The sequence below is a fragment of the Myxococcus xanthus genome, assembly GCF_006402735.1.
GTDB classification, from domain to species: domain Bacteria; phylum Myxococcota; class Myxococcia; order Myxococcales; family Myxococcaceae; genus Myxococcus; species Myxococcus xanthus_A.
Map to the genome: position 1 here is coordinate 7,268,283 of NZ_CP017174.1, position 22,026 is coordinate 7,290,308.

At 68.1% G+C, this 22,026-nt stretch carries 19 protein-coding genes and 1 pseudogene; 10 read left to right on the plus strand and 10 right to left on the minus strand.

The window, feature by feature from the left end; genetic code table 11:
• A complete protein-coding gene (locus tag BHS09_RS29820; protein WP_140799710.1) occupies nucleotides 1–726 on the minus strand; it encodes a glycerophosphodiester phosphodiesterase in 726 nt (241 codons plus the stop codon).
• A 69-nt stretch (nucleotides 727–795) separates the two neighbouring features.
• On the opposite strand from BHS09_RS29820, the gene BHS09_RS29825 reads away from it, so the two are divergent.
• Entirely contained in the window at nucleotides 796–1,065 is a 270-nt protein-coding gene (locus BHS09_RS29825) for a twin-arginine translocase TatA/TatE family subunit (RefSeq protein WP_011555762.1), read from the plus strand.
• Between the two features lie 30 nt (nucleotides 1,066–1,095).
• Here BHS09_RS29825 and BHS09_RS29830 read toward each other — a convergent pair whose 3' ends face one another.
• The 3 genes and pseudogenes from BHS09_RS29830 to BHS09_RS39980 form a co-directional block, all read right to left on the minus strand.
• Nucleotides 1,096–1,890 carry a hypothetical protein gene (locus BHS09_RS29830; protein WP_140799711.1) on the minus strand — a complete coding sequence of 265 codons (795 nt, stop codon included), beginning with the start codon at nucleotides 1,888–1,890 and terminating at the stop codon, nucleotides 1,096–1,098.
• Between the two features lie 6 nt (nucleotides 1,891–1,896).
• On the minus strand, nucleotides 1,897–3,699 hold the full coding sequence (locus BHS09_RS29835) for a hypothetical protein (RefSeq protein WP_237080482.1): 1,803 nt from the start codon (nucleotides 3,697–3,699) through the stop codon (nucleotides 1,897–1,899).
• A gap of 474 nt (nucleotides 3,700–4,173) precedes the next feature.
• Nucleotides 4,174–4,272, minus strand: a pseudogene (locus BHS09_RS39980) (zinc-ribbon domain-containing protein); the annotation flags it as partial.
• Nucleotides 4,273–4,438: 166 nt separating this feature from the next.
• Between BHS09_RS39980 and BHS09_RS29840 the strand changes: the two are divergent.
• On the plus strand, nucleotides 4,439–5,116 hold the full coding sequence (locus tag BHS09_RS29840; RefSeq protein ID WP_140799713.1) for a polyhydroxyalkanoate synthesis regulator DNA-binding domain-containing protein: 678 nt from the start codon (nucleotides 4,439–4,441) through the stop codon (nucleotides 5,114–5,116).
• A 10-nt stretch (nucleotides 5,117–5,126) separates the two neighbouring features.
• On the opposite strand, the gene BHS09_RS29845 is transcribed toward BHS09_RS29840, so the two are convergent.
• Both BHS09_RS29845 and BHS09_RS29850 read right to left on the minus strand, forming a co-directional pair.
• Nucleotides 5,127–5,927, minus strand: a complete 801-nt coding sequence (locus tag BHS09_RS29845) for a ParA family protein (protein ID WP_140799714.1) — start codon at nucleotides 5,925–5,927, stop codon at nucleotides 5,127–5,129.
• 50 nt (nucleotides 5,928–5,977) lie between these two features.
• The gene (locus BHS09_RS29850) at nucleotides 5,978–6,283 is read right to left on the minus strand and encodes a hypothetical protein (protein ID WP_020478456.1); all 306 of its coding nucleotides are present in this window, start codon (nucleotides 6,281–6,283) and stop codon (nucleotides 5,978–5,980) included.
• A 168-nt stretch (nucleotides 6,284–6,451) separates the two neighbouring features.
• Between BHS09_RS29850 and BHS09_RS29855 the strand changes: the two genes are divergently transcribed.
• The 4 genes from BHS09_RS29855 to BHS09_RS29870 all read left to right on the plus strand — a co-directional run bounded on the left by BHS09_RS29855 (nucleotide 6,452) and on the right by BHS09_RS29870 (nucleotide 11,122).
• Nucleotides 6,452–7,366: an ArsA family ATPase gene (locus tag BHS09_RS29855; RefSeq protein WP_026113791.1), complete on the plus strand. Its 915-nt coding sequence runs from the start codon at nucleotides 6,452–6,454 to the stop codon at nucleotides 7,364–7,366.
• The gene (locus BHS09_RS29860) at nucleotides 7,363–8,478 is read left to right on the plus strand and encodes an ArsA family ATPase (protein ID WP_140794818.1); all 1,116 of its coding nucleotides are present in this window, start codon (nucleotides 7,363–7,365) and stop codon (nucleotides 8,476–8,478) included. The genes BHS09_RS29855 and BHS09_RS29860 overlap by 4 nt, the downstream gene beginning before the upstream one ends.
• A gap of 277 nt (nucleotides 8,479–8,755) precedes the next feature.
• The gene (locus tag BHS09_RS29865; RefSeq protein ID WP_174260661.1) at nucleotides 8,756–9,868 is read left to right on the plus strand and encodes a tetratricopeptide repeat protein; all 1,113 of its coding nucleotides are present in this window, start codon (nucleotides 8,756–8,758) and stop codon (nucleotides 9,866–9,868) included.
• 60 nt (nucleotides 9,869–9,928) lie between these two features.
• Complete coding sequence (locus tag BHS09_RS29870) at nucleotides 9,929–11,122, plus strand: M48 family metalloprotease (RefSeq protein WP_140794820.1); 1,194 nt, start codon at nucleotides 9,929–9,931, stop codon at nucleotides 11,120–11,122.
• A 128-nt stretch (nucleotides 11,123–11,250) separates the two neighbouring features.
• Here BHS09_RS29870 and BHS09_RS29875 read toward each other — a convergent pair whose 3' ends face one another.
• Both BHS09_RS29875 and BHS09_RS29880 read right to left on the minus strand, forming a co-directional pair.
• On the minus strand, nucleotides 11,251–11,772 hold the full coding sequence (locus BHS09_RS29875; RefSeq protein ID WP_140794821.1) for a tetratricopeptide repeat protein: 522 nt from the start codon (nucleotides 11,770–11,772) through the stop codon (nucleotides 11,251–11,253).
• Between the two features lie 6 nt (nucleotides 11,773–11,778).
• Nucleotides 11,779–13,251: a hypothetical protein gene (locus tag BHS09_RS29880; protein WP_140799716.1), complete on the minus strand. Its 1,473-nt coding sequence runs from the start codon at nucleotides 13,249–13,251 to the stop codon at nucleotides 11,779–11,781.
• Nucleotides 13,252–13,453: 202 nt separating this feature from the next.
• On the opposite strand from BHS09_RS29880, the gene ruvX reads away from it, so the two are divergent.
• Nucleotides 13,454–13,909, plus strand: a complete 456-nt coding sequence (gene ruvX, locus BHS09_RS29885; RefSeq protein ID WP_140794823.1) for a Holliday junction resolvase RuvX — start codon at nucleotides 13,454–13,456, stop codon at nucleotides 13,907–13,909.
• Nucleotides 13,910–13,940: 31 nt separating this feature from the next.
• Here ruvX and BHS09_RS29890 read toward each other — a convergent pair whose 3' ends face one another.
• Together BHS09_RS29890 and BHS09_RS29895 are read right to left on the minus strand one after the other, a co-directional pair.
• Entirely contained in the window at nucleotides 13,941–15,527 is a 1,587-nt protein-coding gene (locus tag BHS09_RS29890) for an ArnT family glycosyltransferase (RefSeq protein WP_237079903.1), read from the minus strand.
• 80 nt (nucleotides 15,528–15,607) lie between these two features.
• Nucleotides 15,608–16,453: a hypothetical protein gene (locus tag BHS09_RS29895; RefSeq protein ID WP_237079904.1), complete on the minus strand. Its 846-nt coding sequence runs from the start codon at nucleotides 16,451–16,453 to the stop codon at nucleotides 15,608–15,610.
• A gap of 846 nt (nucleotides 16,454–17,299) precedes the next feature.
• On the opposite strand from BHS09_RS29895, the gene BHS09_RS29900 reads away from it, so the two are divergent.
• From BHS09_RS29900 to BHS09_RS29910, 3 genes are read left to right on the plus strand one after another with little or no spacing between them, the layout of a single operon-like run.
• Complete coding sequence (locus BHS09_RS29900) at nucleotides 17,300–19,363, plus strand: PrkA family serine protein kinase (protein WP_140794826.1); 2,064 nt, start codon at nucleotides 17,300–17,302, stop codon at nucleotides 19,361–19,363.
• Between the two features lie 22 nt (nucleotides 19,364–19,385).
• Complete coding sequence (locus BHS09_RS29905) at nucleotides 19,386–20,495, plus strand: DUF444 family protein (protein ID WP_090490373.1); 1,110 nt, start codon at nucleotides 19,386–19,388, stop codon at nucleotides 20,493–20,495.
• Between the two features lie 35 nt (nucleotides 20,496–20,530).
• Nucleotides 20,531–22,024 (plus strand): SpoVR family protein, encoded by a 1,494-nt coding sequence (locus BHS09_RS29910; RefSeq protein ID WP_140794827.1) that lies wholly within the window; start codon nucleotides 20,531–20,533, stop codon nucleotides 22,022–22,024.
• Nucleotides 22,025–22,026 lie beyond the last annotated feature (2 nt).

Sequence of the window (22,026 nt, forward strand, 5' to 3'; positions counted from 1 at the left end):
CTACGCGGCGGGGTGCAGGGCCTGACGGACCACCCCCGGCCGGTTGGTGATGAGGTAGCTGACCCCCATCCGCTCCAGGACATGGGCGCGCTGGGGGTCATCCACCGTCCACGCCGCCACGCTCATCCCGGCCGCGCGCCATGCGGCCACCCGCTCCGGGGTGCAGGCCTCGTGGAAGGGGTGGACCGAGTGTGACGACACGAGCGGGCTCACCCCGTAGGCCTGCATGGCCCAGGACTTGTCCGGGTCGATGAGCAGCCCCCGGCGCAGCTCCGGCGCCGCGGCCGCCAGGCGGAAGAGACACAGCGGGTTGAAGCTGGAGATGACGACCCGGCCCGCCAGCCCGCGCCGACGCACCAGCCGCGCCACCTGCTCCGCCAGGCCTCCGTCGTCGGCGCGCTCGCACTTGAGCTCGATGTTGACCAGGAACTGAGGTGGCAGGGCCTCCAGCACCTCTTCCAGCAGCGGGATTCGGGCGGGGGCGAAGCCCAGCGGCGAGCCGACGTCCGCCCGCTGGAGCTTCCACCACGGGGTGAGGCGAACCTCCCACGGCAGCCGCGCGAGGCGCTCCAGGCGCTCGTCGTGACAGACGACGACCTCGCCCGAGCCACAGAGCATCGCGTCCAGTTCCACACCATCCGCGCCTTGGCGGACCGCCTCGGCGAAGGCTTCCAGGGTGTTCTCGGGGGCATCGGCGCTGGCGCCACGGTGGGCAAGCAGGAGCATGCCCTCCAGTCTGCGCGGGTGGCCGCCGCCGTGCATCAGAAGTCCAACCGGGCGTGCGGCGGTGGACGCATGGCTTGCCTCCCCCCGCCCTTTGCTGCACTGTGCTCCATCATGCTGGGCCTCGGCCTCGGAGAAATCATCGTCCTCGGCTTCATCCTGTTGGTGGTCTTCTCGGCCGCCCGCATGGGTCAGCTCGGCAATGCCGTGGGCAAGTTCGTGTACTCGTTCCGCAAGGCGTCGCGCGGCGAGGACCTGGTGGATGCGAAGCCGCTGCCTCCGGGCCGCCGCAGCACCACGGACGCCGAGTTCACGGAGCCCGAGCAGCCGCGCCGCCGCTAGGCCCCTCCCCTCCCCAGGATGCGAAGCCCGTCAGTCGTGCCCGCGATGCCCGGGGATGAGTGACGCGGCCGCGGGCCCTGTCCCATGGCCTTCGGCGAGCAGCCGGGAGGCCTGTGCCCGCAAGGCGGGATGCAGGGCAGCGTTCGAGACAAGCTCCCTCAAGTCCGCCGTGTTGAGCAGCGGGACGATTTTCGCGCCCGTCTCCGGCGGCAGGTAGGGGTTGAAGACGAGCGCGCGCCGGATGGCATGGCGCACGGACCAGCGGGATGACTTCCAGATTTCGATGAGCGGCTCGGGTCGGGCCGGGCGGCGCGCGGCGATGCGAACCACCAGCTCCTCGGTGAGCCGGGGGTTGATGAGCACGTTGCGCAGGACGGTGGGATTGCTGACGGTGGCCAGGCGAGACAGGGTGTCCGGGTCCCTCGTGAGGCGGGCCTGCTGCTTCAGGTGCCCGAGCGACTGGGAGAAGGCGTTGGCGTCCGCACGGGCAGCGGCGTCCGCGTCCATCTCCAGCTTCGCGGGGCCTTGGGCGAACAGGTCCGCCACGGTGTCGAGCGATTGGACGTACGCGAGCCGCCGCAGCGACTCCACGTGGGGGATGTGCTCGGCCTCCTGCTCGAGCGCGGCCATGAAGTCCGACAACGCACAGGAGGCGGGCCCCCACCCCGCGCGAGAGAGGGCGATGAGGTGGCCCACCAGCTCGTTGGAGTCGAGCGGATCTCTCCAGGCGAGCTCACGGGCGGCGGCCTTGCGACGGACCTCCGCCCCCCCGCTCAAGGCATGGATGAAGCGCGCGACGGTCCGGGCATCCTCCTGCGTGGGCATGGTGGCTCACTCCGGCCGGGGGGCGGCCTCCGCCGCCTTGGAACGCTCGGGCTCCAGTGTCAGCTCCAACCGGTAGCCCCCCGGATCCACGGGGTGCTCGGGAAAGATGACGACGAAGGGGGCCTTGGCGCCGGGCGCCACGGAGACGGCGGCCTCGTCGACGCGCTGGCGCAGGGCCACGGCCGCGTCGAGTGAGCCCACGGCGTAGAGTTCCTCGGGCGTGGGGACCCCGCCCACGAGCGCCTCGGCGGAGGCCACACGCTGGCTGCCGTCATACAGCGCGGCGCGCACGCGGATGCGGGCAGCGGTGTCCGAATGGTTCGCCGCGTCCCCTCGGACGTAGAAGAGCGACCGGCCCTCGCGCGTCTCGTACAGCCCATTCGTCACATCCACGGCCACGAGCGGCTTCGGCGCGGGCACGAAGAGCGCGCGCAGGGAGTCCAGCGACAGGGCCGACACATCCAGGCGACCCTCGCTCAGATACACCCGGCCGACCGTGCCCAGCACGGCCACCAGGGCCGCGGCCAACACGAAGTTGACGGTGAAGCCCAACGCCTTGCGAAGCCGGCTCGACGGACGGCTCTGCGGGATGCCCACGTCCTCGGGACGCGCGGTGGGCTTGGCCACGGTGACCACGGGCTTCGACGGCAGCCCGTCCATGTCCAGCACCTCGCGCTGGACGCCGCTGGGTGCCCCGACCCGGCCCAGGGTGACGCCAAGGGCCTCCGCGTCATCCACGGCGAGGGGGACATCGCCAAGCAGGGAGGCGTCCGAGGCATCCGAGGTCCCGAACAGCGCGGCGCGGCCCGTGTCCGTGGGCAGCAGGCCGGAATCCTCGCCGTGCCCGCCCACGTCCGAGCCAAGGTCGAACAAGTCCCGGGGATTCGCGGAAGGCTGTATCGCGGCCGGAGGGTCGGCGTGGAGGTCGACGGACGCGAACGGGTCACTCCCGCCTGGAACAGGCCCACTGCCGGACGCGGCGGAAGCGTCAGCGTGGAGGTCGATAGAGGCGAACGGGTCGCTCCCGGCAGGCGGCGGCGCTGCCTTCCGGGTCGACGCGGCAGGTGCCCGCAGGTCAATGGCGGCGAAGGGGTCGTTGCCGCCCGCAGCGGCCGGCGACGACGCATGGAGGTCGACCGCCGAGAGAGGACCACTTTCACCTGAAGGCGACGCGGCCTTGGAGGGCTTCGTGGGCCCGGCGGCGTGAATGTCGGCCGCCGCGAGAGGACCGCTTCCGACTGAAGGTGACGCAGCCCTAGGGGACTTCGCGGGCCCCGCCGCATGGATGTCGATGGACGCGAACGGGTCGCTCCCCACGGGCCGAGGCAGCCCGGGAGCCGCCGACGGAACCGCTGCATCGTCGATGCTGAAGGACGCGAACGGGTCGCTCCCCACGGGCCGAGGCAGCCCGGGAGCCGCTGACGGAACCGTCGCATCGTCGATGTCGATGGATGCGAACGGGTCGTTCTCCACCGGTGGCGGCGCCCCCGTGGCCGTCGATGGCATCGCTGCCGCATCATCGATGTCGATGGACGCGAACGGATCGTCCCCACCATAAGCGGGCGGAGCAGCGGGAGGCGGAGCCGCGCCCGGGCGCATCGTCCCGAGCGCCACGGCGCCCGCAGGCGCGCCCCCCGGAGGCGGCGTCACCGCGCTTCGGCGGAGCGCATTCGTGGCCGCAGCCGACGGCTCGGCAGGCGAAGACGGCCCCAAGAGCTCCGAGAACGGGTCGGCCACCGGCGGCGCGGCGTTTCGGCGAGCACTGGCCGGGGACACGGAGGGCCCAGCGGACTCGGGGACGGGAGGCACGGAGCGGTCCTCCATGCCAGCGGAGCCACCCGCCCCTCGGGCCCCCGCCGCTCGCGCAGGTGCGCTTCCCGGACCAGGGGGCGCAGGCACTGCGGCGGGTGGACGCCCCGAACGCTCAGGGCCTGGAACCACGAAAGCGCCCGGCGGTGGCGCGCGGCCAACCGGCGCATCGGGCGGACGCGCGGCGGGAGGCAGCGGCAGCGACGTAATTCGCGTGGGCTCCCGGAAAACACCGTCTTCCAAGCCCAGGTCCCCGTCCATGCTGTTCCAGTTCGACGCGGGGGCACTGGGGCGAGCAGGCATCGGCTTGCTCGCCTCGACGCCCAGCTCGAAGTAGCCCGGCTTGGTGACGTCCACTGACGTGGGGTCTGGCGCGACCCCAAATTGGGCGAAAGGGTCCACCTGCCCGTCCGAGGAGGGGGCTGGCGGCTCGCCCGGAGCGCCGACAGCGGCCTCGCGGGTGACCCGGAACGTGTTCTGACATTTGGTGCAGCGGACCTTGACCCCCTTCTCGGTCACCTTCTCGTCGGGGATCTTGAACCGCGTCTGGCACCGTTCACACTTGACGATCATTCAGCAGGCCCGGCTGGAAGCACGAGTATAGGACGACGGGGTAGGCACGGCGAGCCGGGTTCACGTTGCTTGCTCGCCCCCACCCCCTCTGCTACGAGAAACGCCCCTGCGAGACTCAGGCGGGGCACGTGGCTTGATGTCGAGCCCAAAAGGGGCGGAGAGACACATGAGCGAGGCTGAGCAAGCAGGCGCTCCGAGCAAGGAGCCGAAGATCATCAAGCGGTACACGAACCGGAAGCTCTACGACACCGTGGAGAGCCGATACGTCACCCTTGATGAGATCGCAGCGATGATCAAGGAGGGCACCGAGGTACGGATTGTCGATAATCGTACCAAGGAGGACCTGACCTCCGTCACCCTCGCGCAGATCATCTTCGAAGAGGAGAAGAAGAAGAACCAGATGCCGCTGTCGGTGCTGCGGGAAATCATCCGCCACCCCGGCGAGTCCATCTCCGGGTTCATCCAGAAGGAGGTCTCCCCGCGAGTCGCCTCCATCCGCGAGGAGGCCGAGTCCCGTCTCGACAAGCTCCTGCGCCGGGACGAGAACGCCCCCCGGGCAGAGGGAGAGCCCGAAGCCCCCGTCGCCCCCCCTGAGGACACCACCGCCGCAGACAACGCCGCGGCAGCTGGGCTCAGCCCGGCCGACCTGCTCAAGGCCAGCCAGCGCGCCTTCGAGGAGTGGCAGCGGCGAATCGACGAGCGCGTGAAGCACGTCGTGGAGAACCTCACCGGCAACCTGCCCGCGCTTGGCCGCGACATGGCTTCGCTCACCCAGCGCCTCGAGGAGCTGGAGAAGAAGCTGGAGCAGGCCGAGCAGCAGAAGAGCCCGCCGAAGCAGGAGTAACCGCGCGGCTTCAGGCCTTCTGTGAGGCCCGCCTCCGCTTGGGGGCGGGCTCTCCGTGCAACTCCGCGGCGATGGCGGCCAGCATCTGTGCGCCCCGGCTGCGCGGCGCGTACTCCCAGATGGTCTGCCCGTGGCTCTGGGCCTCGTCGACCTTCACGTCGTAGCCCAGCGGCGTGGCCGCCAGCGCGTCCGGGAAGTAGGCCTTCAGGCGCTCCAGAATCGCCGTGGCCAGCGCCGTCTTCCGGTACAGCGTGGGCACCACCTTCGTGACGCGAAGGTCCGGCCGCCCTTCCGCCTCGCCCACCTGGCGCACGGTGTCCGCCACCTCCGCGCAGCCATCCAGCGCCAGGTACGTCAGCGCCACCGGCACCACCACCTCGGTGGCGGCCACCAGGATGTTGCGCGTGGTGGTCCCCATGGAGGGCGGCGCGTCGAAGACGATGGCGTCATAGCCCGCCGCTTCCGCCGCGCGCAGGCGGTCCGCCAGCCGGTGGGCCCGGCGTTCATCCGCGGCCACCACGATGGGAAAGTCCGCCATCTCCTTGTAGGCGGGCAGCACATCCAGGCCCTCGAGAGCCGAGCGCTGGACCACGTCCTCGAAGCGCACCGACGAGTCCGTCAGCAGGTGAAACACGTTGCGCGGCAAGGTGCGCACGTCCACGCCCAGGGCCTTGCCCGCGTGGCCCTGCGTGTCCAGGTCCACCAGCAGCACCCGCAGGCCGCGCTCCTTGGCCAGCCAGGCGGCGGTGTTCACCGCCAGGGTCGTCTTGCAGGTCCCGCCCTTCTCATTGATGAACGCGATGCGCCTCATGCCTGGGCACTCCTCATCCACCGAGAAGGTGGCGGCTTCTGACGTGCGGACTACTTCTTCGGGGACTTCGCCGCCAGCAGCGTGTCGACCTTGCCCTCGACGGACGAGAGCAGACGCTCCAGGTCGTCCACCTTCGAACGAAGCTGCTCCAGGTCCGCGGTGGACGGCAGGTTCGCGGCGGACAGGGCCGTGCGCAGGGCGCTGTCCAAGGTGCCCTTCGCCGCCAGGGAGCGCGACACCAGCGTCTGCACCGCCGCCACGAACTTCTCGTTCGAGAGCAGCTGCTGCGCCAGCTTGCCGATGCGCTCCTCGCCCGTCTCCACGAGCTTCTTCATCACCGGGTTGTTCTTGAGCATGAAAACGCGCGTCCTCGCGAGCAAAGCCCTACCGGGCCGTCTGGAAGTCTTGAAGAAAACGCCGCACTCTGCGAGGGGGCAACGCGACGTGTCAAGCAGAGCAACAAGCCGAGGCCAAACGCGTTGACTCCTGTGAACACGATTCCTACGGTTCGCCGCTCTCATTCTATGGCCGGACTACTCGACAAGCGCCTGTGGATCGTCTCCGGCAAGGGCGGAGTCGGCAAAAGCACCGTTGCAGCGGCCCTGGCCCTGCGCTCGGCGCGCGCGGGCAAGCGCACCCTGGTGTGCGAAGTGAACACCCAGGAGCGCGTCAGCCGCTTCCTGGAGCGCCCCGAAGCCGGGCCCGAAGTGGCCCAGTTGGAGCAGAACCTCTGGGCCGTCAACGTGCGCCCCCAGGAGGCCATGCGCGAGTACGGCCTCATGGTCCTCCGCTTCGAGACCCTCTACAAGACGGTCTTCGAGAACCGGCTGGTGCGCCAGTTCCTCCGCTTCATCCCGTCCCTGCAGGAGCTGGTGCTGCTGGGAAAAATCATGTTCCACCTGCAGGAGAAGCTCCCGGACGGGCGCTGGCGGTTCGACACCGTCATCATGGACGCGCCGGCCACGGGCCACGCCATCTCCTTCCTCAGCGTGCCGCAGGTGCTGATTCAAACGGTGCCGCCGGGGCCCATGGCCCGCGAGGCCCAGAAGATGCGCGACCTCCTGGTGGACCCGGCGGTGACGGCCGCCGTGCTGGTGGCGCTCCCCGAGGAGATGCCGGTGAACGAGGCGCTGGAGCTGCACGCGGCGCTGCGGGACAAGGTGAGCCTGCGCACGCACGCGGCGGTGCTCAACCAATCCTTTCCGGAGCGCTTCACCGAAGCGGACCTGGAGGCCCTGGGGGGCCATCCGGAGCTGCTCGCCGTGGCCCAGGCGCACCACGACCGCGCGGCGCAGGCGGTGCTCGCCGGGACGAAGCTGGAGCGCAACCTGCACGCGCCCGTCTACCCCGTCCCCCGGCTCTTCACGCCCGAGTTCGGGCGCAAGGCGATTGAACAGGTCATGGAGCACCTCGAACCTCTCGTGACGGGGGCGGCGTGAGCACGACGGCCCTGTCGCCCGCGCTTGCGGGCAAGCGCGTCCTCATCTGCGTGGGCTCCGGCGGCGTGGGCAAGACGACGGCGGCGGCCGCATTGGCCCTGCGCGCGTCGGTGGATGGGCGCTCCAGCATGGTGTGCACCATCGACCCGGCGCGGCGGCTGGCCAACTCGCTGGGCCTCACGGCGCTGGGCAACGCGGAGACGCGCGTCCCCGCCACCGCGCTGGAGCCACTGGGCGTCCATCCCCGCGCGTCGCTGTACGCGATGATGCTGGACATGAAGCAGACGTGGGACGAGCTCATCACCCGCGTCGCTCCGCCCGAGCAGCGCGAGCGCATCCTGTCCAACCGCTTCTACCAGTCGCTCTCCACGGCCCTGGCGGGCAGCCAGGAATACATCTCCATGGAGAAGCTGTGGGAGCTGCGCCGCAGCAGCAACTACGAGCTCATCGTCCTGGACACGCCGCCCACCGCGCACGCACTGGACTTCCTGGATGCGCCCAACCGCGTGCTGGACTTCCTGGACAACGACGCGGCGAAGTGGCTCCTCACCCCGGCGCTCAAGGCCGGCAAGCTGGGGATGTCCCTGTTCAACCGCGGCGGCTATGTCATGCGGGGCCTGGCCAAGTTCACCGGCACGGAGATGCTCCAGGAGCTCTCCAACTTCATGCTCGCCATCTCCTCGCTCAACGAGGGCTTTCGCGAGCGCGCCCGGGGCGTGCGCCAGCTGCTGGAGGACCCGAACACCGGCTTCGTGCTGGTGACGAGCCCCCACCCCGAGCGAATGGACGAAGCCATCCACTTCCACAAGATGCTCAAGCAGCACCGCATGGAAGTGGTGTCGCTGGTGGTCAACCGTGTGCACCCCATGCCCACGGAGGCACTGTGGGCGGACGCGGCCACGCTGACGCCCAGCCGCCGCGCCAAGGTGGAAGAGACGCTGCGCGAGCAGCAAATCATGGCTGAGCAGGACCGCACCGGCATCGCCCAGCTCCAGGCCGCCTGTCCGGGTGTCCCCATCGTCCAGGTGCCCCGCTTCGCGATGGATGTGCACGATATCTCCGCCCTTTGGCGTACCGGACGCTACCTGGTGGGCGACGAGACACTCGGCTGACACGGCCTGGGGCCCACACGCTTCGGGTCCACCGCCGCGTTTCCCGGTTTCGCACGGTGCTTGTGTGAAACCGCCGCACTTCTTCAGTCCAGCCGTCCGCGGGAAGCAGGCGGCCGGGGAGGCGCGCACGGGTCGGGCGCATTAAGCTGGCGGACCCGATGACGGTGGTGGGAACCCCGCGGTGCCCGGTGCTGTCCGGGAGGGGGAGCCGGTCCAGGAGGATGATGTGGTGAACGGGAGAACGCTGAAGCAGAAGCCTGTCAGCCGGTGGTGGTGGATGGCCGCGCTGGGCGTCGTCGTGTCCGGGTGCCGGACGACGGGCTCCGCCGCGCGGGAGGAGCCGCGGGCGACCGCGCCCAAACAGGAGCTCCACTTCGACGCGGTGACGGTGACGGCGGACCTGGAGCTGGACAAGCTCAACGACGAGGAGCTCTTCGCGGGCGGCACGTCGGCCTTCGCCGCGAACGACTTCCAGCAGGCGGCGCGCTACTTCGGCCGGCTCGTGGACTTCTTCCCCGACAGCCGCCACCGCCGCGCGGCGCTCTACAACGCGGGCCTTGCCCACCAGCGCCTCAAGGAGTGGGAAGAGGCCGGCCACCGTTTCTCCGAGCTGTCGGACCCGGCCAAGGGCCAGGGGGACGCGTTGGACGCGGCCTTCCGCGTGGCGGAGGTGGACTACCACCTGGAGCGCTTTGAACAGGCCTCGAAGCTGCTGGGCATCATCGCCGCGCGCGAGGACCTCCCCCTCAACCGCCGCCTCGAAGCGCAGGTGCAGCAGGGCATCTGCCAGTTGGAGAGTGGCTCGCCGGAAACCGCCGAGGTCACCCTGCGCAAGGCGCTCTCCACCTATGACGCCCTGGAGGACAAGGGCGAGGTGGACGACTACTTCCCCGCCCAGGCCCACTTCTTCATCGGTGAGCTGTACCGCCTCCACTACGACGGTGTGAAGCTGGACCCGGCGAAGGGCGCGGACAAGCTCGCCCAGGACCTCAACTACAAAGCCGAGCTGCTCCTGTCCGCGCAGGGCCACTACCTGCGCTCCATCCGCGTGGGCAACGGCTACTGGGCCACCGCTGCGGGTACGCAGATTGGTTCGCTGTACGAGAACCTCTACGAGCACATGGTGAACTCGCCCGCCCCCGCGGAGCTGGATGCCAGCGAGGCGGAAATCTACCGGCAGGAGCTGCGGAAGAAGATTCGGGTGCTGCTCACCAAATCCATCAACATCTACGAGCGCACGTTGGAGACGGCCGAGCGCATCGGCTCGCAGAGCACCTTCGTGGACCGCACGCGTGAGAGCCTGGCCAAGGTGAAGGCCCTGCTGCTGGCGGACGCGGAGGGCGAGCCCGCGTCGGCGGCGCCTTCCTCCGAGAGAGAGCCGCATACCTGAGCGCAGCAGTAACGCCCCTGGCTGGGCAGGTCGGGGCGCACGGCGTAGCCTGGGGCTTCCATGGAGCCCCTCTTCACGCCCGAGCAACTGGCGGAGATTCACGCCTTCCACCAGCCCTATTACATCCGGGCCGCGGTGGGGCCTTTCGCCAACCTGGCCCTGATGCTGCTCATGTTGGGCGTACTCGTCCAACCGCTCCACCGTCTGGCCGTGGCGGCCGCCGCGGGCCTGGAGCGGCGGCTCGGCTTCCTCCGGGCGGCGCCGGTCAGCCGCGCCTTCTTCCGCGCCATGGACCGGCTGTGGGGCGAGCCCGGCTGGGGCGCGGCGGTGCTCTTCGCCCTCTTCACGGACCTGTTCGTGTCGCTCGTCTACCTGCCGGTGGACGTCTGGTTCAGCTACACGCTGGAGCACCGGCACGGCATGTCCACGCAGACGCCCGCCACCTTCGCCTATGACATGGTCAAGGCCCAACTGCTGGCGGCCTTCGCCATTTCCGCGCTCGTCATCGGCATGTTCGGCCTGGCGCGCAAGCTGCGCCAATGGTGGCTGGTGCTGGGCGTGCCCGTGGCGTTGCTGCTCCTCGTCTCCGGGGCACTGGACCCGTATCGCAGCAGGCTCTTCTTCAACCAGAAACCGCTGCCCGAGGGGCCCCTGCGAACCCGCATCGTGGACCTCATGGAGCAGGCGGACATCGCCTTCGCCGACGTCCTCGTGGAGGAGACCTCCGTCGCCTCGCGCCGGCTGCAAGCCTACTTCGCCGGGCAGGGCCCCACGCGCACCATCGTCCTCAACGACATCATCCTCAAGGAACTCTCGGAGGACGAAGTGCTGGCCGCGGTGGCACACGAAGCGGGCCATGTGAACGAGTCGAAGTGGCCCGCCCGCATCGCTTCATCGCTGATGCTGGTGGCCCTGCTCTTCGCGCTCGACCGCCTCTTGCGCCTGTCCGCGTCGCGGGGCTGGTTCGGCGCCACCCACTTCGCGGACATCCGCAACCTGCCCCTCATCTCCCTGCTCTTCTTCCTCCTCGTGCTGACGGCCAAGCCCCTCTCGGGCGCCTTCTCCCGGGAACGTGAGCGTGAAGCGGACCGCTATGCCCTGCGGCTCACGGGTGACGTGGACGCCTTCCGGCGCATGCTGGTGAAGGCCGCGCGCGTCAACAAGATGGACCCCGAGCCCCCCCGCTGGGTCGTCCTCAAGGGCATGAGCCATCCGCCCATCGGCGAACGGATTGCGTCGCTTCCCACGCCCTGAAACAGCGGTCGACAGGTGGGCTCCCCCCTCCCCTTCCGGCCACGCCTCTTCCCCGAGCCCACCCGCCGACTGCCTCCACCCGGCCGCTCCCCGACAGCCGGGTGGCCCCACTCCCCCCGACTCCGGCACTACGGCTGCGAGTTCTCCTTCAGCTTCTCCACCGCCACCAAGGTGATGGCCTTCACCAGCGCCCGCGCCCGGCGGCCTCCCGCCGTCTCGCCATGCGGGTCCGCCTCCACCGCGTTCGCCAGGTCGGTGAAGCCCTGACGCTCTCCCTTGCGGAGGTAGAGCTCGCCACGGTTCGCCAACGCCACCGGGTTGTCGGGCTCGCGCTCCAGCGCGGCGCTGTACTCGGCGATGGCGTCTTCCAGCTTGCCCAGCTTCTGGTACACGGTGCCCAGCGCCGCCCGCGCCGCCGCGTCCTTCGGGTTTCCCTCCACCAGGCCTTCGAAGAGGATGCGGGCTTCCTCCAGACGACCCGCCGCCGCCAGGTCACACCCCACCTGGGCAATGGCCTTCGCTTCCTCGAAGGTCATCCCCTCCACTTCGGCCCACGTCGCCTCTCCCCGGGCGAACGCCTTCAAGCCCTGCACCGCGCCGCGCTGCATCCGCATGGCCACCGCTCCCTCGTGTTTGATGATGCGTCCCATGACGGCTCAGGCGCTCCGCAGGTTGGAGATGGCCGTCTTCGCCATCTCGTGGAACTTCGAGGACATGTTGCTCATCAGGTCGAACATCGCCTTGCGCTTCTCCACCAGCCGCTGAAGGCGCAGCTCCAGTTCCTGCATGCTGCTCTCCAGCTTCGCGCCCGCCTTCCGGTCCGATTCACCGTTGCCCAACGAGGCCCGCTGCTCGCGCACGTTCGCCATCTGCTCCATCACGTCGAGAATCTCCTCGTCCGTGTCGCTGGAGATGGACATCAAGATGGCTTGAATCTTGTCCTCGATGCTCATGTTGGGGTTGTCGACGATGCTCCGCACATTCGACGAAGCGCCGCCCACTGGCCGGCTTCCGCCGGAGCCATTCGTGGACGACGTTCCGGATGACGCCAGCGCCGCGTCCGCCTGGCGCAGCGCGGCCGTGACATCGGGCCGGCCCACGATGCCGTCCCGAGGCCCCACGCCCGCGGCCATCTCCAGCCGGTCGTAGTAGGCGGGGTGGTCCTTGAAGAACTGCGCGGCGCGCTTCAGCGTCGACGACGCGGCCGGGCTGTTCAGGATGGCATCCAGGTTGTCGCGCGTGAGCACGTTGTCCCGGGCCCCCACCGCGGTATCGAAGGTGTCCCAGTTCGCATTCAGCACGCGCAATGCGTCGTGGTACTCGTGGAAGTCCGGGTCCAGCGGGCTCGCCGTCGAAGTCGGCGGGCTGCCCGGTACAGGCGCGGAGCCACCGCCGCCGGACGTGCCGCCCGTCCCCGGCGCCGTCGTGCCACCACCGCCGGGCGTGCATCCCGTCCCGGGAGGCGTCGTGCCACCGCTTCCAGGGCGCACGGGCCGGCCATACCGCGCGAACTCCGCATCCACCGACTTGAGCTCGCGCTGCAGGTCCTTCACCGAGAAGGTGTCGAGGTTGTACAGCGGAGAGAAGACGCCAATCCTCGCCAGCGGCCCCTGCCGGTCGAGCCGCTCGAAGAGGGCCGTGTTGTCCACCATGAAGCGGGCCGCGTCCCGCAACTGAGGTGACAGGCTGGAGTCCGTGGAGATGCGCTGCAGGTCCTTCTTCGACAGCGAGCCGCTCTTCGTGCCATCCAGCAGGTCCAGTTGCTGGAAGTTCGCCTCCAGCACCTTCAGGGCGTCCGAGTAGTCGAGCATCTTCGGATCCAACGGGCTGCTGCCCGGATTCAGGATGGGCGACGAGGACGCGGAGGGCGCGTAGCCGCTGTCGGCCTTCGAGTTGCCCGAGGAGGACGAGTGGTACTCCGTCTTCGCGGGCGGGTTCTTCGACAGCTCCTGCGCCACGCCCATGGCGCCACTGGCCGCCAGCATGACGTTGCCTGTCGCGACCCCCGCCGCGGTCTTGATGGAGTTGGTGATGAGCGGCGGCAATCCCAGCGCGTTGCCCGCGAAATCCACCGCGGTGGACATGGGGCCAGCCAGCAGGTTGGCCGCACCTTTGAGGAAGTCGAGCATGAACCCTCTCGCGCGACGGGGTTGAAGTGGACGCCGCGCAGTCGTCCTTCGGACGGGACCGCTGGATTGCAGCGGCGGTGCCGTCAGTGGGCGTGGGAGGCCCCCAGCGAATTCCGGCGGTTAGCACTCGCCGAAGCAGGGGCACGTCCCCAGGCGCGGACGGAGCGGTCCACGACGAAGGATTGCGGTTAAGTTCCGCGGCATGCGCACCATGGGCCTGGACCTGGGCACCAAAACCATTGGAGTGGCCGTCTCGGACGGCCTGGGCCTCACGGCCCAAGGCGTCACCACCGTTCGCCGCACGTCGCTCAAGGCGGACCTCGCGGCGCTGGCCACCGTCGCGAGCGAACACGAGGTGACCCACGTCGTGCTGGGCCTGCCGCTCAACATGGACGGCAGCGAGGGCCCGCGCGCCGAGGCGTCCCGGAAGTTCGCGGACACCCTGACTCAGTCGCTGGGCGTGACGGTGGAGCTATGGGACGAGCGGCTGTCGACCGTGGCCGCCACACGGACCCTGCTCGAGGCGGACGTCAGCCGGGCCCGTCGCCGGGAGGTCATCGACCAGGTGGCCGCGCAGTTCATCCTCCAAGGATGGCTGGACGCCCACCGGCCGCCTGATACCGACTACCACCCCGACGACTACGACTCGGAGCCCTGAGGGGGCTTGAGGGCTCCTCCAGGTACCCGCGCTACGGCTGACGCCTGTACACGTGCAGCGGCGCGGTGAAGCCATCCAGCTTCTGGTAGGCCACGCCGTCCAGCAGCAGCGAGCGCTCCTCCAGCTTCACGCCCGCCTCCTTCGCCAGCGCTCCACCGTCGAAGCGGACCAGCACGTCCGGCCGGGCCTCCTGCATGCGCTGGCGGAAGGTGTCCCAGCGCACGCGCGCCAGCCGCTCCTCGGGAAGGCCGGAGAAGAAGGCCAGCTGCAGGTCCATGTAGTTCGGGTCGATGTCGAGCGCGGCGGCCCCACCCTTGGCGGCGACTTCCGCCTTCAGGAACTTCGCCACCTGCATCAGCGCCACGGGATTCGTGGACGTGGGGCTGATGGGGCGCATCGTGGTCTGCAGCGGCCCGTCGGCACGGAACGTATAGATGCCCATCGCCACCGGCACGGCCACGGCGACCAGCACCGTCACGCCCGCCAGGGCCTTGCGCAGCACGGGCCCTCCACGAGCTCCCACCAGCCCGGCGAAGCCGAAGGCCACGAAGACGGGGACCAGCGCGACCTGCGTCACCGTGAAGCGGCCCAGCGGAACGAAGGTCAGCAGCACCGCCGCCCGGAAGGTGAAGTAGGCAGCGGGAAGCACCGCCGCGGCCACCAGCCAGCGAGTGTCCGGACGCGAGCGCCACGCGCGGACCATGCCCGCCATGCCCAGGAGCGCCACGAGGGGCGACAGCGTGAGCATGGCGATGCCGGGCCAGAACCCCAGTTGCTGCAGCCGCCAGAGCACGTTCGACCCCGAGCCCAGGGACGACTTCACCCAGTTGTGGTGGAAGTCCTCCACCGCCGCCACCGGGAAGAACGGGTTGCCGTGCATCAGCTCATTTCCCTGCATCCACAACAGGGGGAACGGCAGGCACACCAAGCCGAAGCCCACGGCCCGGGTCAGCGACACCACCTTGTCCTGGCTGCTGAAGCACAACGCCCCCGTGAGCAGCGGGATGTACATCCACGCGTCGTAGCGAAGCGCGCACGCCAGGTTGAGCATCAACGCCGCCTGGAACAGGGGCAGGAAGCGGTTGTCATCCACGCCTTCCGCGTACAGGGCGAAGGTGGCCAGCATGAAGAAGAGGGACACCGCCTCGCTGCAGGCCGTGGTGGAGAACTGCATGTGCATGCCCCACGCCGCGAAGGACAGGCCAGCCACCACGCCCGCGCGCCAGCCGAAGAGCCGGCGCGTCAGCGCGAACAGCGGCACCACCGACAGCACGCCGAACAGCAGGCTCACCACGCGGCCCGCGACCTCCCGGTCGAACACCGACAGCGCCGCGCCCACCAGGTACATGTGCAACGGACCGAACTGGTAGGCCCCGTCCCCATAGGCGGTGATGATGTGCGGCGCCCGCAACCAGCGCTCCGCCAGCTCCGTGCGCACCACCGCGTCACCGAAGAGGTTCTCATTGACGAAGAACACGCCCAGCCGCGGCACCAGCGCCGCCACCAGCAACAGCCCGACGAGCAGCCAGGTGCCTGGCTCGTGCTGAGGGGCAGGCACCGCCGACAGGCCAGGTGCGTGGGGAGGCGAAACGGAGAGGGGGGCGGGGGCGGTGGCCATGACGCGCGGCAGGATACGCAGGCACGGCCCAAAGCCAAGCCAACGCCCATTGTTCCCTTGCTCGGGGAGCGCGGCCGATTTCACGGTGCGCGAACCTGCTCCCCTTCCGATATCCAGGGGGCTGCAATCATTTCAGGGTGCGCCGGGGCCAAGGGGCTGCCGGACTCCAGCGTCACCCGCGTGCGGCGGACCACCTCCAGCCGCCGGGCGCCCTGCGTCCCCAGCTCGGCGCGCGACGTGTAACTGACCTCCAGCCGCTCGGGAAACGGGCGGCTCAGGTCGAAACGCAGCTCGCCCTCGGCCCTGGGGGTTGGAGGGCCGTCCGCGCCCTGGGACAGAAGAAGGAAGCGCACCCGGCCGCGGGCGCCATCCAGCTCCACCAACTCGTACGTGACGACGGCCAGCCATCCCTCCATGGCCCGCGCCACGACCCAGCGCCCTCCTGCTCCCACGGGCTCTTCTGGAAACCGCGGGGTGACGAGCCAGTCCGAGGACAGCGCCGCCCGCACCAGGGTGCTCAATGCCGCGGAAGCCCCGGGCCCCAGTTGCAGCCATGCCTGAACCGGCGTCCCCCGGTCGGAGAGCACCACGACTCCATCCCGGCCACTCACCGCGCCCAGCTCCTCCGCCAACCGCCACGCTGGCTCCATCCCCTCATCGTCCACGGCGCGGACCTCGGGACGCCCCACCCGCACGTGGTAATGCGCCTGTCCCCTCCCCGCCCCCGCCTGCCATTCCATGTAGAGCGGCACCGAGACCTCGGGGCCATACTCCGTTCGCGACTCGCGGCCGGCCCCCACTCCCAGCACCGTCTCAACCTCGGGAGAGACCGACACCACCATGCCCTGGCTCCACCCTGGCCGCTGCGCCAGCCGCAGCGCGCGGCGGGGTGCGCGCCCCGCATCGAGCAGCGCCGTCGCCACCACGTCTCCCTCCGCAGGAGGGACTGTTGCTTGAACCCATGCGCCAAGAAGACAGGTTGCGACGAGCAGGACGGGCACCAGGAGGCTCCACGGAAGGACAGGCGCCGAGCCCCGTTGCACACGCCATGCTCAGAGGCCTTCCTCTCGTGCACTCCCGATGAGCCGTCCAGGATGGGAGACCCTTCGAGTGAAGCATGGGCTGCACCGCGCCGACGCGGATGAGCCGTGTCGCGTTTCATTCACGGCAAAGCACGCCAACGACGGGCCCCCTTCCCGCGTGCCCGATACCTGGCATGGCATGAAGCGATGTCCGTCGCGCCTCATCGTGACGTGAGCGACGCATCATCCCGTTGTCGCCTCGCGGACGCGTGTCCGGCGCTCAACGCTCACTCGGCACCCGATACCCATCCCGCACGACCGCTCGTCTGCTTTCATGCATGCGACGCCAGCCTCGCCCGTGAAGGCTCCGCGCCGACATGTGGAGTGAACGGGCACGCTGCCCCACAACCCACACGAGCATTGCTGCTGCCGGGCGCTGGGGAAATGACCGTTCAGGCGTTCACTACCCCTCGTGCAGCCGGTGTGCGCCTACCCCCGTGGGCGAGGGCCCTTATAATCAAGATGCCTTTTCACCCCGTGAAGGGGGTGCGCCTTCGGGCGTTCCACCCCTGACACGAGCGTAACGCGCGGTCCCACTCCGCGGCGGGGTCCCGAAGGGGCAGCAGGGCTGTCGTGCCTGGGACCTCGTCGGGGTGGGTGTGGAATGGCAGTCATGCCCTCCAGGTTGACCATTTTGGCCCCCCTGTCGGCGCGGCTTTCCGCGTCCCCGGGTGGCTCCGAGGGAGAGACATGAAGGACGCTGAGAAGGGTTCGTGGGTCTCCAGAATCGCCGCGTTGCAGGACGTGAAGACCTACGCGGAGCTCAACTGGGAAGGCTCGTTCGAGGAGTACCTCGAAATCGTCCGGCAGAACCCCAAGGTCACCCGCACCGCCTTCCAGAGGATCTACGACATGATCCTCAGCCACGGAAAGACGGAGTACATCGACAACAAGAAGAAGCTCATCCGCTACCACTTCTTCAGTGACGAGAAGTTCGGCGGCCGTGACGCCATCTTCGGGCTCGATGTCCCGCTCATGAAGCTGGTCAACGTCTTCAAGTCCGCCGCCCAGGGCTACGGCACCGAGAAGCGCGTCATCCTCCTCCACGGCCCCGTGGGCTCGTCCAAGTCCACCATCGCTCGCCTGCTGAAGAAGGGCACCGAGGACTACTCGAAGACGCCGGAGGGCGCCGCGTACACCTTCTCCTGGCTCACCGACAAGAAGGGCGCCGACGGCGCCCCGGTGAAGGAGAAGATGAAGTGCCCGATGAACGAGGAGCCGCTCAACCTCATCCCCCGGGAGTGGCGCTCCAAGGTCTACGCCGAGGTGTCCCCGCCCGAGTCCGGCTACACCATTCCGGACGGCTCCGAGCTGTGCCCCGCCTGCCGCTTCGTCTTCAAGGAACTGATGACGCAGTACCAGGGCGACTTCGCCAAGGTCATGGGCCACATCCGCGTCAACCGGCTCGTCTTCAGCGAGAAGGACCGCGTGGGCATCGGCACCTTCCAGCCCAAGGACGAGAAGAACCAGGACTCCACCGAGCTCACCGGTGACATCAACTACCGGAAGATCGCCGAGTACGGCTCCGACTCCGACCCGCGCGCCTTCAACTTCGATGGCGAGTTCAACATCGCCAACCGCGGCATCATTGAGTTCGTCGAGGTGCTGAAGCTGGACGTCGCGTTCCTCTACGACCTGCTCGGCGCGTCGCAGGAGCACAAGATCAAGCCGAAGAAGTTCCCGCAGACGGACATCGACGAGGTCATCCTCGGCCACACCAACGAGCCCGAGTACAAGAAGCTCGAGAACAACGAGTTCATGGAGGCCCTGAGAGACCGCACGGTGAAGATTGACGTCCCGTACATCACCAAGCTGTCCGAAGAGGTGAAGATCTACGAGAAGGACTTCAACTCCCGCGCCATCAAGGGCAAGCACATCGCTCCGCACACGCTGGAGATGGCCGCCATGTGGGCCGTCCTCACGCGCCTGGAGGAGCCCAAGAAGCACAACCTGTCGCTGCTCCAGAAGCTCAAGCTCTACAACGGCAAGACGCTCCCGAACTTCACCGAGGACAACATCAAGGAGCTGCGCAAGGAGAGCAACCGCGAGGGCCTGGAGGGCATCTCCCCGCGCTACATCCAGGACAAGATCTCCAACGCCCTGGTGAGCGACAAGGGCGAGGGCTGCATCAACCCCTTCATGGTCCTCAACGAGTTGGAAGCCGGCCTCAAGACGCACTCCCTCATCAACAACGAGGACACGCGCAAGGGAATGAAGGAGCTGCTCACGTCCGTGAAGCAGGAGTACGAGGACATCGTCAAGAACGAGGTCCAGCGCGCCATCTCCGCGGACGAGGACGCCATCGCCAAGCTGTGCGGCAACTACATCGACAACATCAAGGCCTACACCCAGAAGGAGAAGGTCAAGAACAAGTACACCGGCCTCTACGAGGAGCCCGATGAGCGGCTGATGCGGTCCATCGAGGAGAAGATCGACATCCCCGATACCCGCAAGGACGACTTCCGCCGCGAAATCATGAACTACATCGGCGCGCTCGCGGTGGAGGGGAAGACCTTCAACTACCGGACCAACGAGCGGCTCCACAAGTCGCTGGAGCTGAAGCTGTTCGAGGACCAGAAGGACAGCATCAAGCTCAAGAACCTGGTGTCCTCCGTCGTCGACAAGGAGACGCAGGAGAAGATCGACCTGGTGAAGGACCGGATGATGAAGAACTACGGCTACTGCGAGATCTGCTCCACGGACGTGCTGAACTTCGTGGCCAGCATCTTCGCCCGCGGCGACGCGAAGGAGTAACACCAGAGAGGGGCGAGCCGTCGTGACCTTGAAGATCCACCAGGACCACTCCCGCTTCAAACAGATCGTCCGGGGGAAGATCAAAGCCAACCTGCGCAAGTACGTGCAGAAGGGCGAGATGATTGGGAAGAAGGGGAAGGACGCCATCTCCATCCCCATCCCCTTCATCGACATCCCCCGCTTCAAGTACGGCCACAAGGAACAGGGTGGCGTCGGACAGGGTGACGGCGAGGTCGGCCAGCAGCTCGGCCCCGGGGCGGTGGAGCCCGGGGAGGGCAAGCAGGCCGGCCAGGGCGAAGGCGACCACGCCATGGAGGTGGACGTCACGCTCGACGAGCTCGCTCAGATTCTGGGCGAGGAGCTGCAGCTGCCCAACATCGAGCGGCGGCAGAACGAGCGCATCATCACCCAGAAGATCCGCTACACCGGCGTCAACACCACCGGCCCGGAGTCGCTGCGACACTTCAAGCGGACCTTCAAGCAGGCCCTGCGGCGGCAGATTGCCGCTGGCACATATGACCCGGCGCGGCCCGTCATCATCCCCACGCGCGAGGACCGCCGCTACCGCAGCTACAAGCTCCAGGACCTGCCCGAAACGAACGCGGTCATCATCTACATGATGGACGTGTCCGGCTCCATGGGTGACGAGCAGAAGGAGATCGTCCGCATCGAGAGCTTCTGGCTCGATACGTGGCTGCGCCACCAATACAAGGGCCTGGAGGCGCGCTACATCATCCACGACGCGGTGGCGCGCGAGGTGGACCGCGACACGTTCTTCCACACCCGCGAGTCCGGCGGGACGATGATCTCCAGCGCCTACAAGCTCTGCCGGGACATCATCCTGGCGGACTACCCGAAGAGCGCTTGGAACATCTACCCGTTCCACTTCAGCGACGGGGACAACTGGAGCGCGGACGACACGCGGCAGTGCATTGAGATGCTGCGCAACGACGTGCTGCCCAACGTCAACCAGTTCGCCTACGGCCAGGTGGAGTCACCCTACGGCAGCGGCCAGTTCATCAAGGATTTGCGCGAGGCGGTGGGGGACACGCCCAACGTCGCGCTGAGCGAAATCGCGGACAAGGACGCCATCTACGCGTCCATCAAGGACTTCCTCGGCAAGGGCCGCTGACTTCAGCGGTCCTTTCCCACCGGAGCGACTGCCCGATGCCCAAGAGCCTCACCCCTCGCCTCGCCGCGCTCCGGGACGAAATCCATGGCTACGCCAAGGAGTTCGGCCTGGACTTCTTCGACACGCGCTTCGAGATGGTGTCCTACGACGAAATGAACATGGTGGCCGCCTACGGCGGCTTCCCCACCCGCTATCCCCACTGGCGCTGGGGCATGGAGTACGAGCAGCTCGCCAAGGGCTACGAGTACGGGCTGAGTAAAATCTACGAGCTCGTCATCAACAACGACCCTTGCTACGCCTACTTGATGGAGAGCAACCCGGAGGTGGACCAGAAGCTCGTCATGGCCCACGTCTACGGCCACTGCGACTTCTTCAAGAACAACTTCTCCTTCCGGCACACCAACCGCCGGATGATTGATGAGATGGCCAACCACGCCACACGGGTGCGGCGCTGGGTGGACAAGATTGGCGTGGAGAAGGTCGAGGACTTCATCGACCGGACGCTGAGCCTGGAGAACCTCATCGACCAGCACGCGCCGCACATCCGGCGCAACCCGGACCCGAAGAAGGCCGAGGACGAGCTCAAGGCCAACGAGCGCGTGGAGGGCTTCAAGGTGGGCCGCGAGTACATGCGCGGCTACATCAACCCGTCCGAGTTCCTCGACTCGCAGCGCAAGAAGGTGGAGGACGAGAAGCAGCGCGCCAAGAAGTTCCCCGAGCGCCCGCAACGCGACGTGCTGCTCTTCCTGCTGGAGGAGGCGCCGCTGGAGCCGTGGGAAGCGGACATCCTCGCGATTCTGCGCGACGAGGCCTACTACTTCGCGCCCCAGGGCCAGACGAAGATCATGAACGAGGGGTGGGCCAGCTACTGGCACTCCACCATCATGACGCGCCGGGCCCTCAAGGACGACGAAATCATCGACTACGCGGACCACCACTCCGGCACCATGGGGACCCGCCCTGGCGCCATCAACCCATACAAGCTGGGCATCGAGCTGTGGCGGGACATCGAGGAGCGGTGGAACAAGGGCCGCTTCGGCAAGGAGTGGGACGAGTGCGATGATTTGCGCGCGCGCCGCGCCTGGGACAAGAAGCTGGGCGCCGGCCGCGAGAAGATTTTCGAGGTCCGCAAGCACTACAACGACATCACCTTCATCGACACGTTCCTGACACCCGAGTTCGCGATGGAGCAGAAGCTCTTCGTGTACGGCTTCAACGACAAGCGCAACTCGTGGGAGATCCTCGACCGCGAGTTCCGGAAGGTGAAGAACAAGCTCCTCCAGGGGCTCACCAACTTCGGCCAGCCCATCATCGAAGTGGTGGACGGCAACTTCGAGAACCGCAGCGAGCTGCTGCTGGCGCACCGCCACGACGGTCAAGACCTCAAGGGCGACTACGCGCGCGAGACGCTGCGCAACCTCCAGTCCCTGTGGCGCCGGCCCGTCAACATCCTCACGCGGTATGACAACAAGGGCGCCATGCTGCGCTTCGACGGGCAGAGCCACTCCGAGCGGAAGGTGGAACTCTGAGC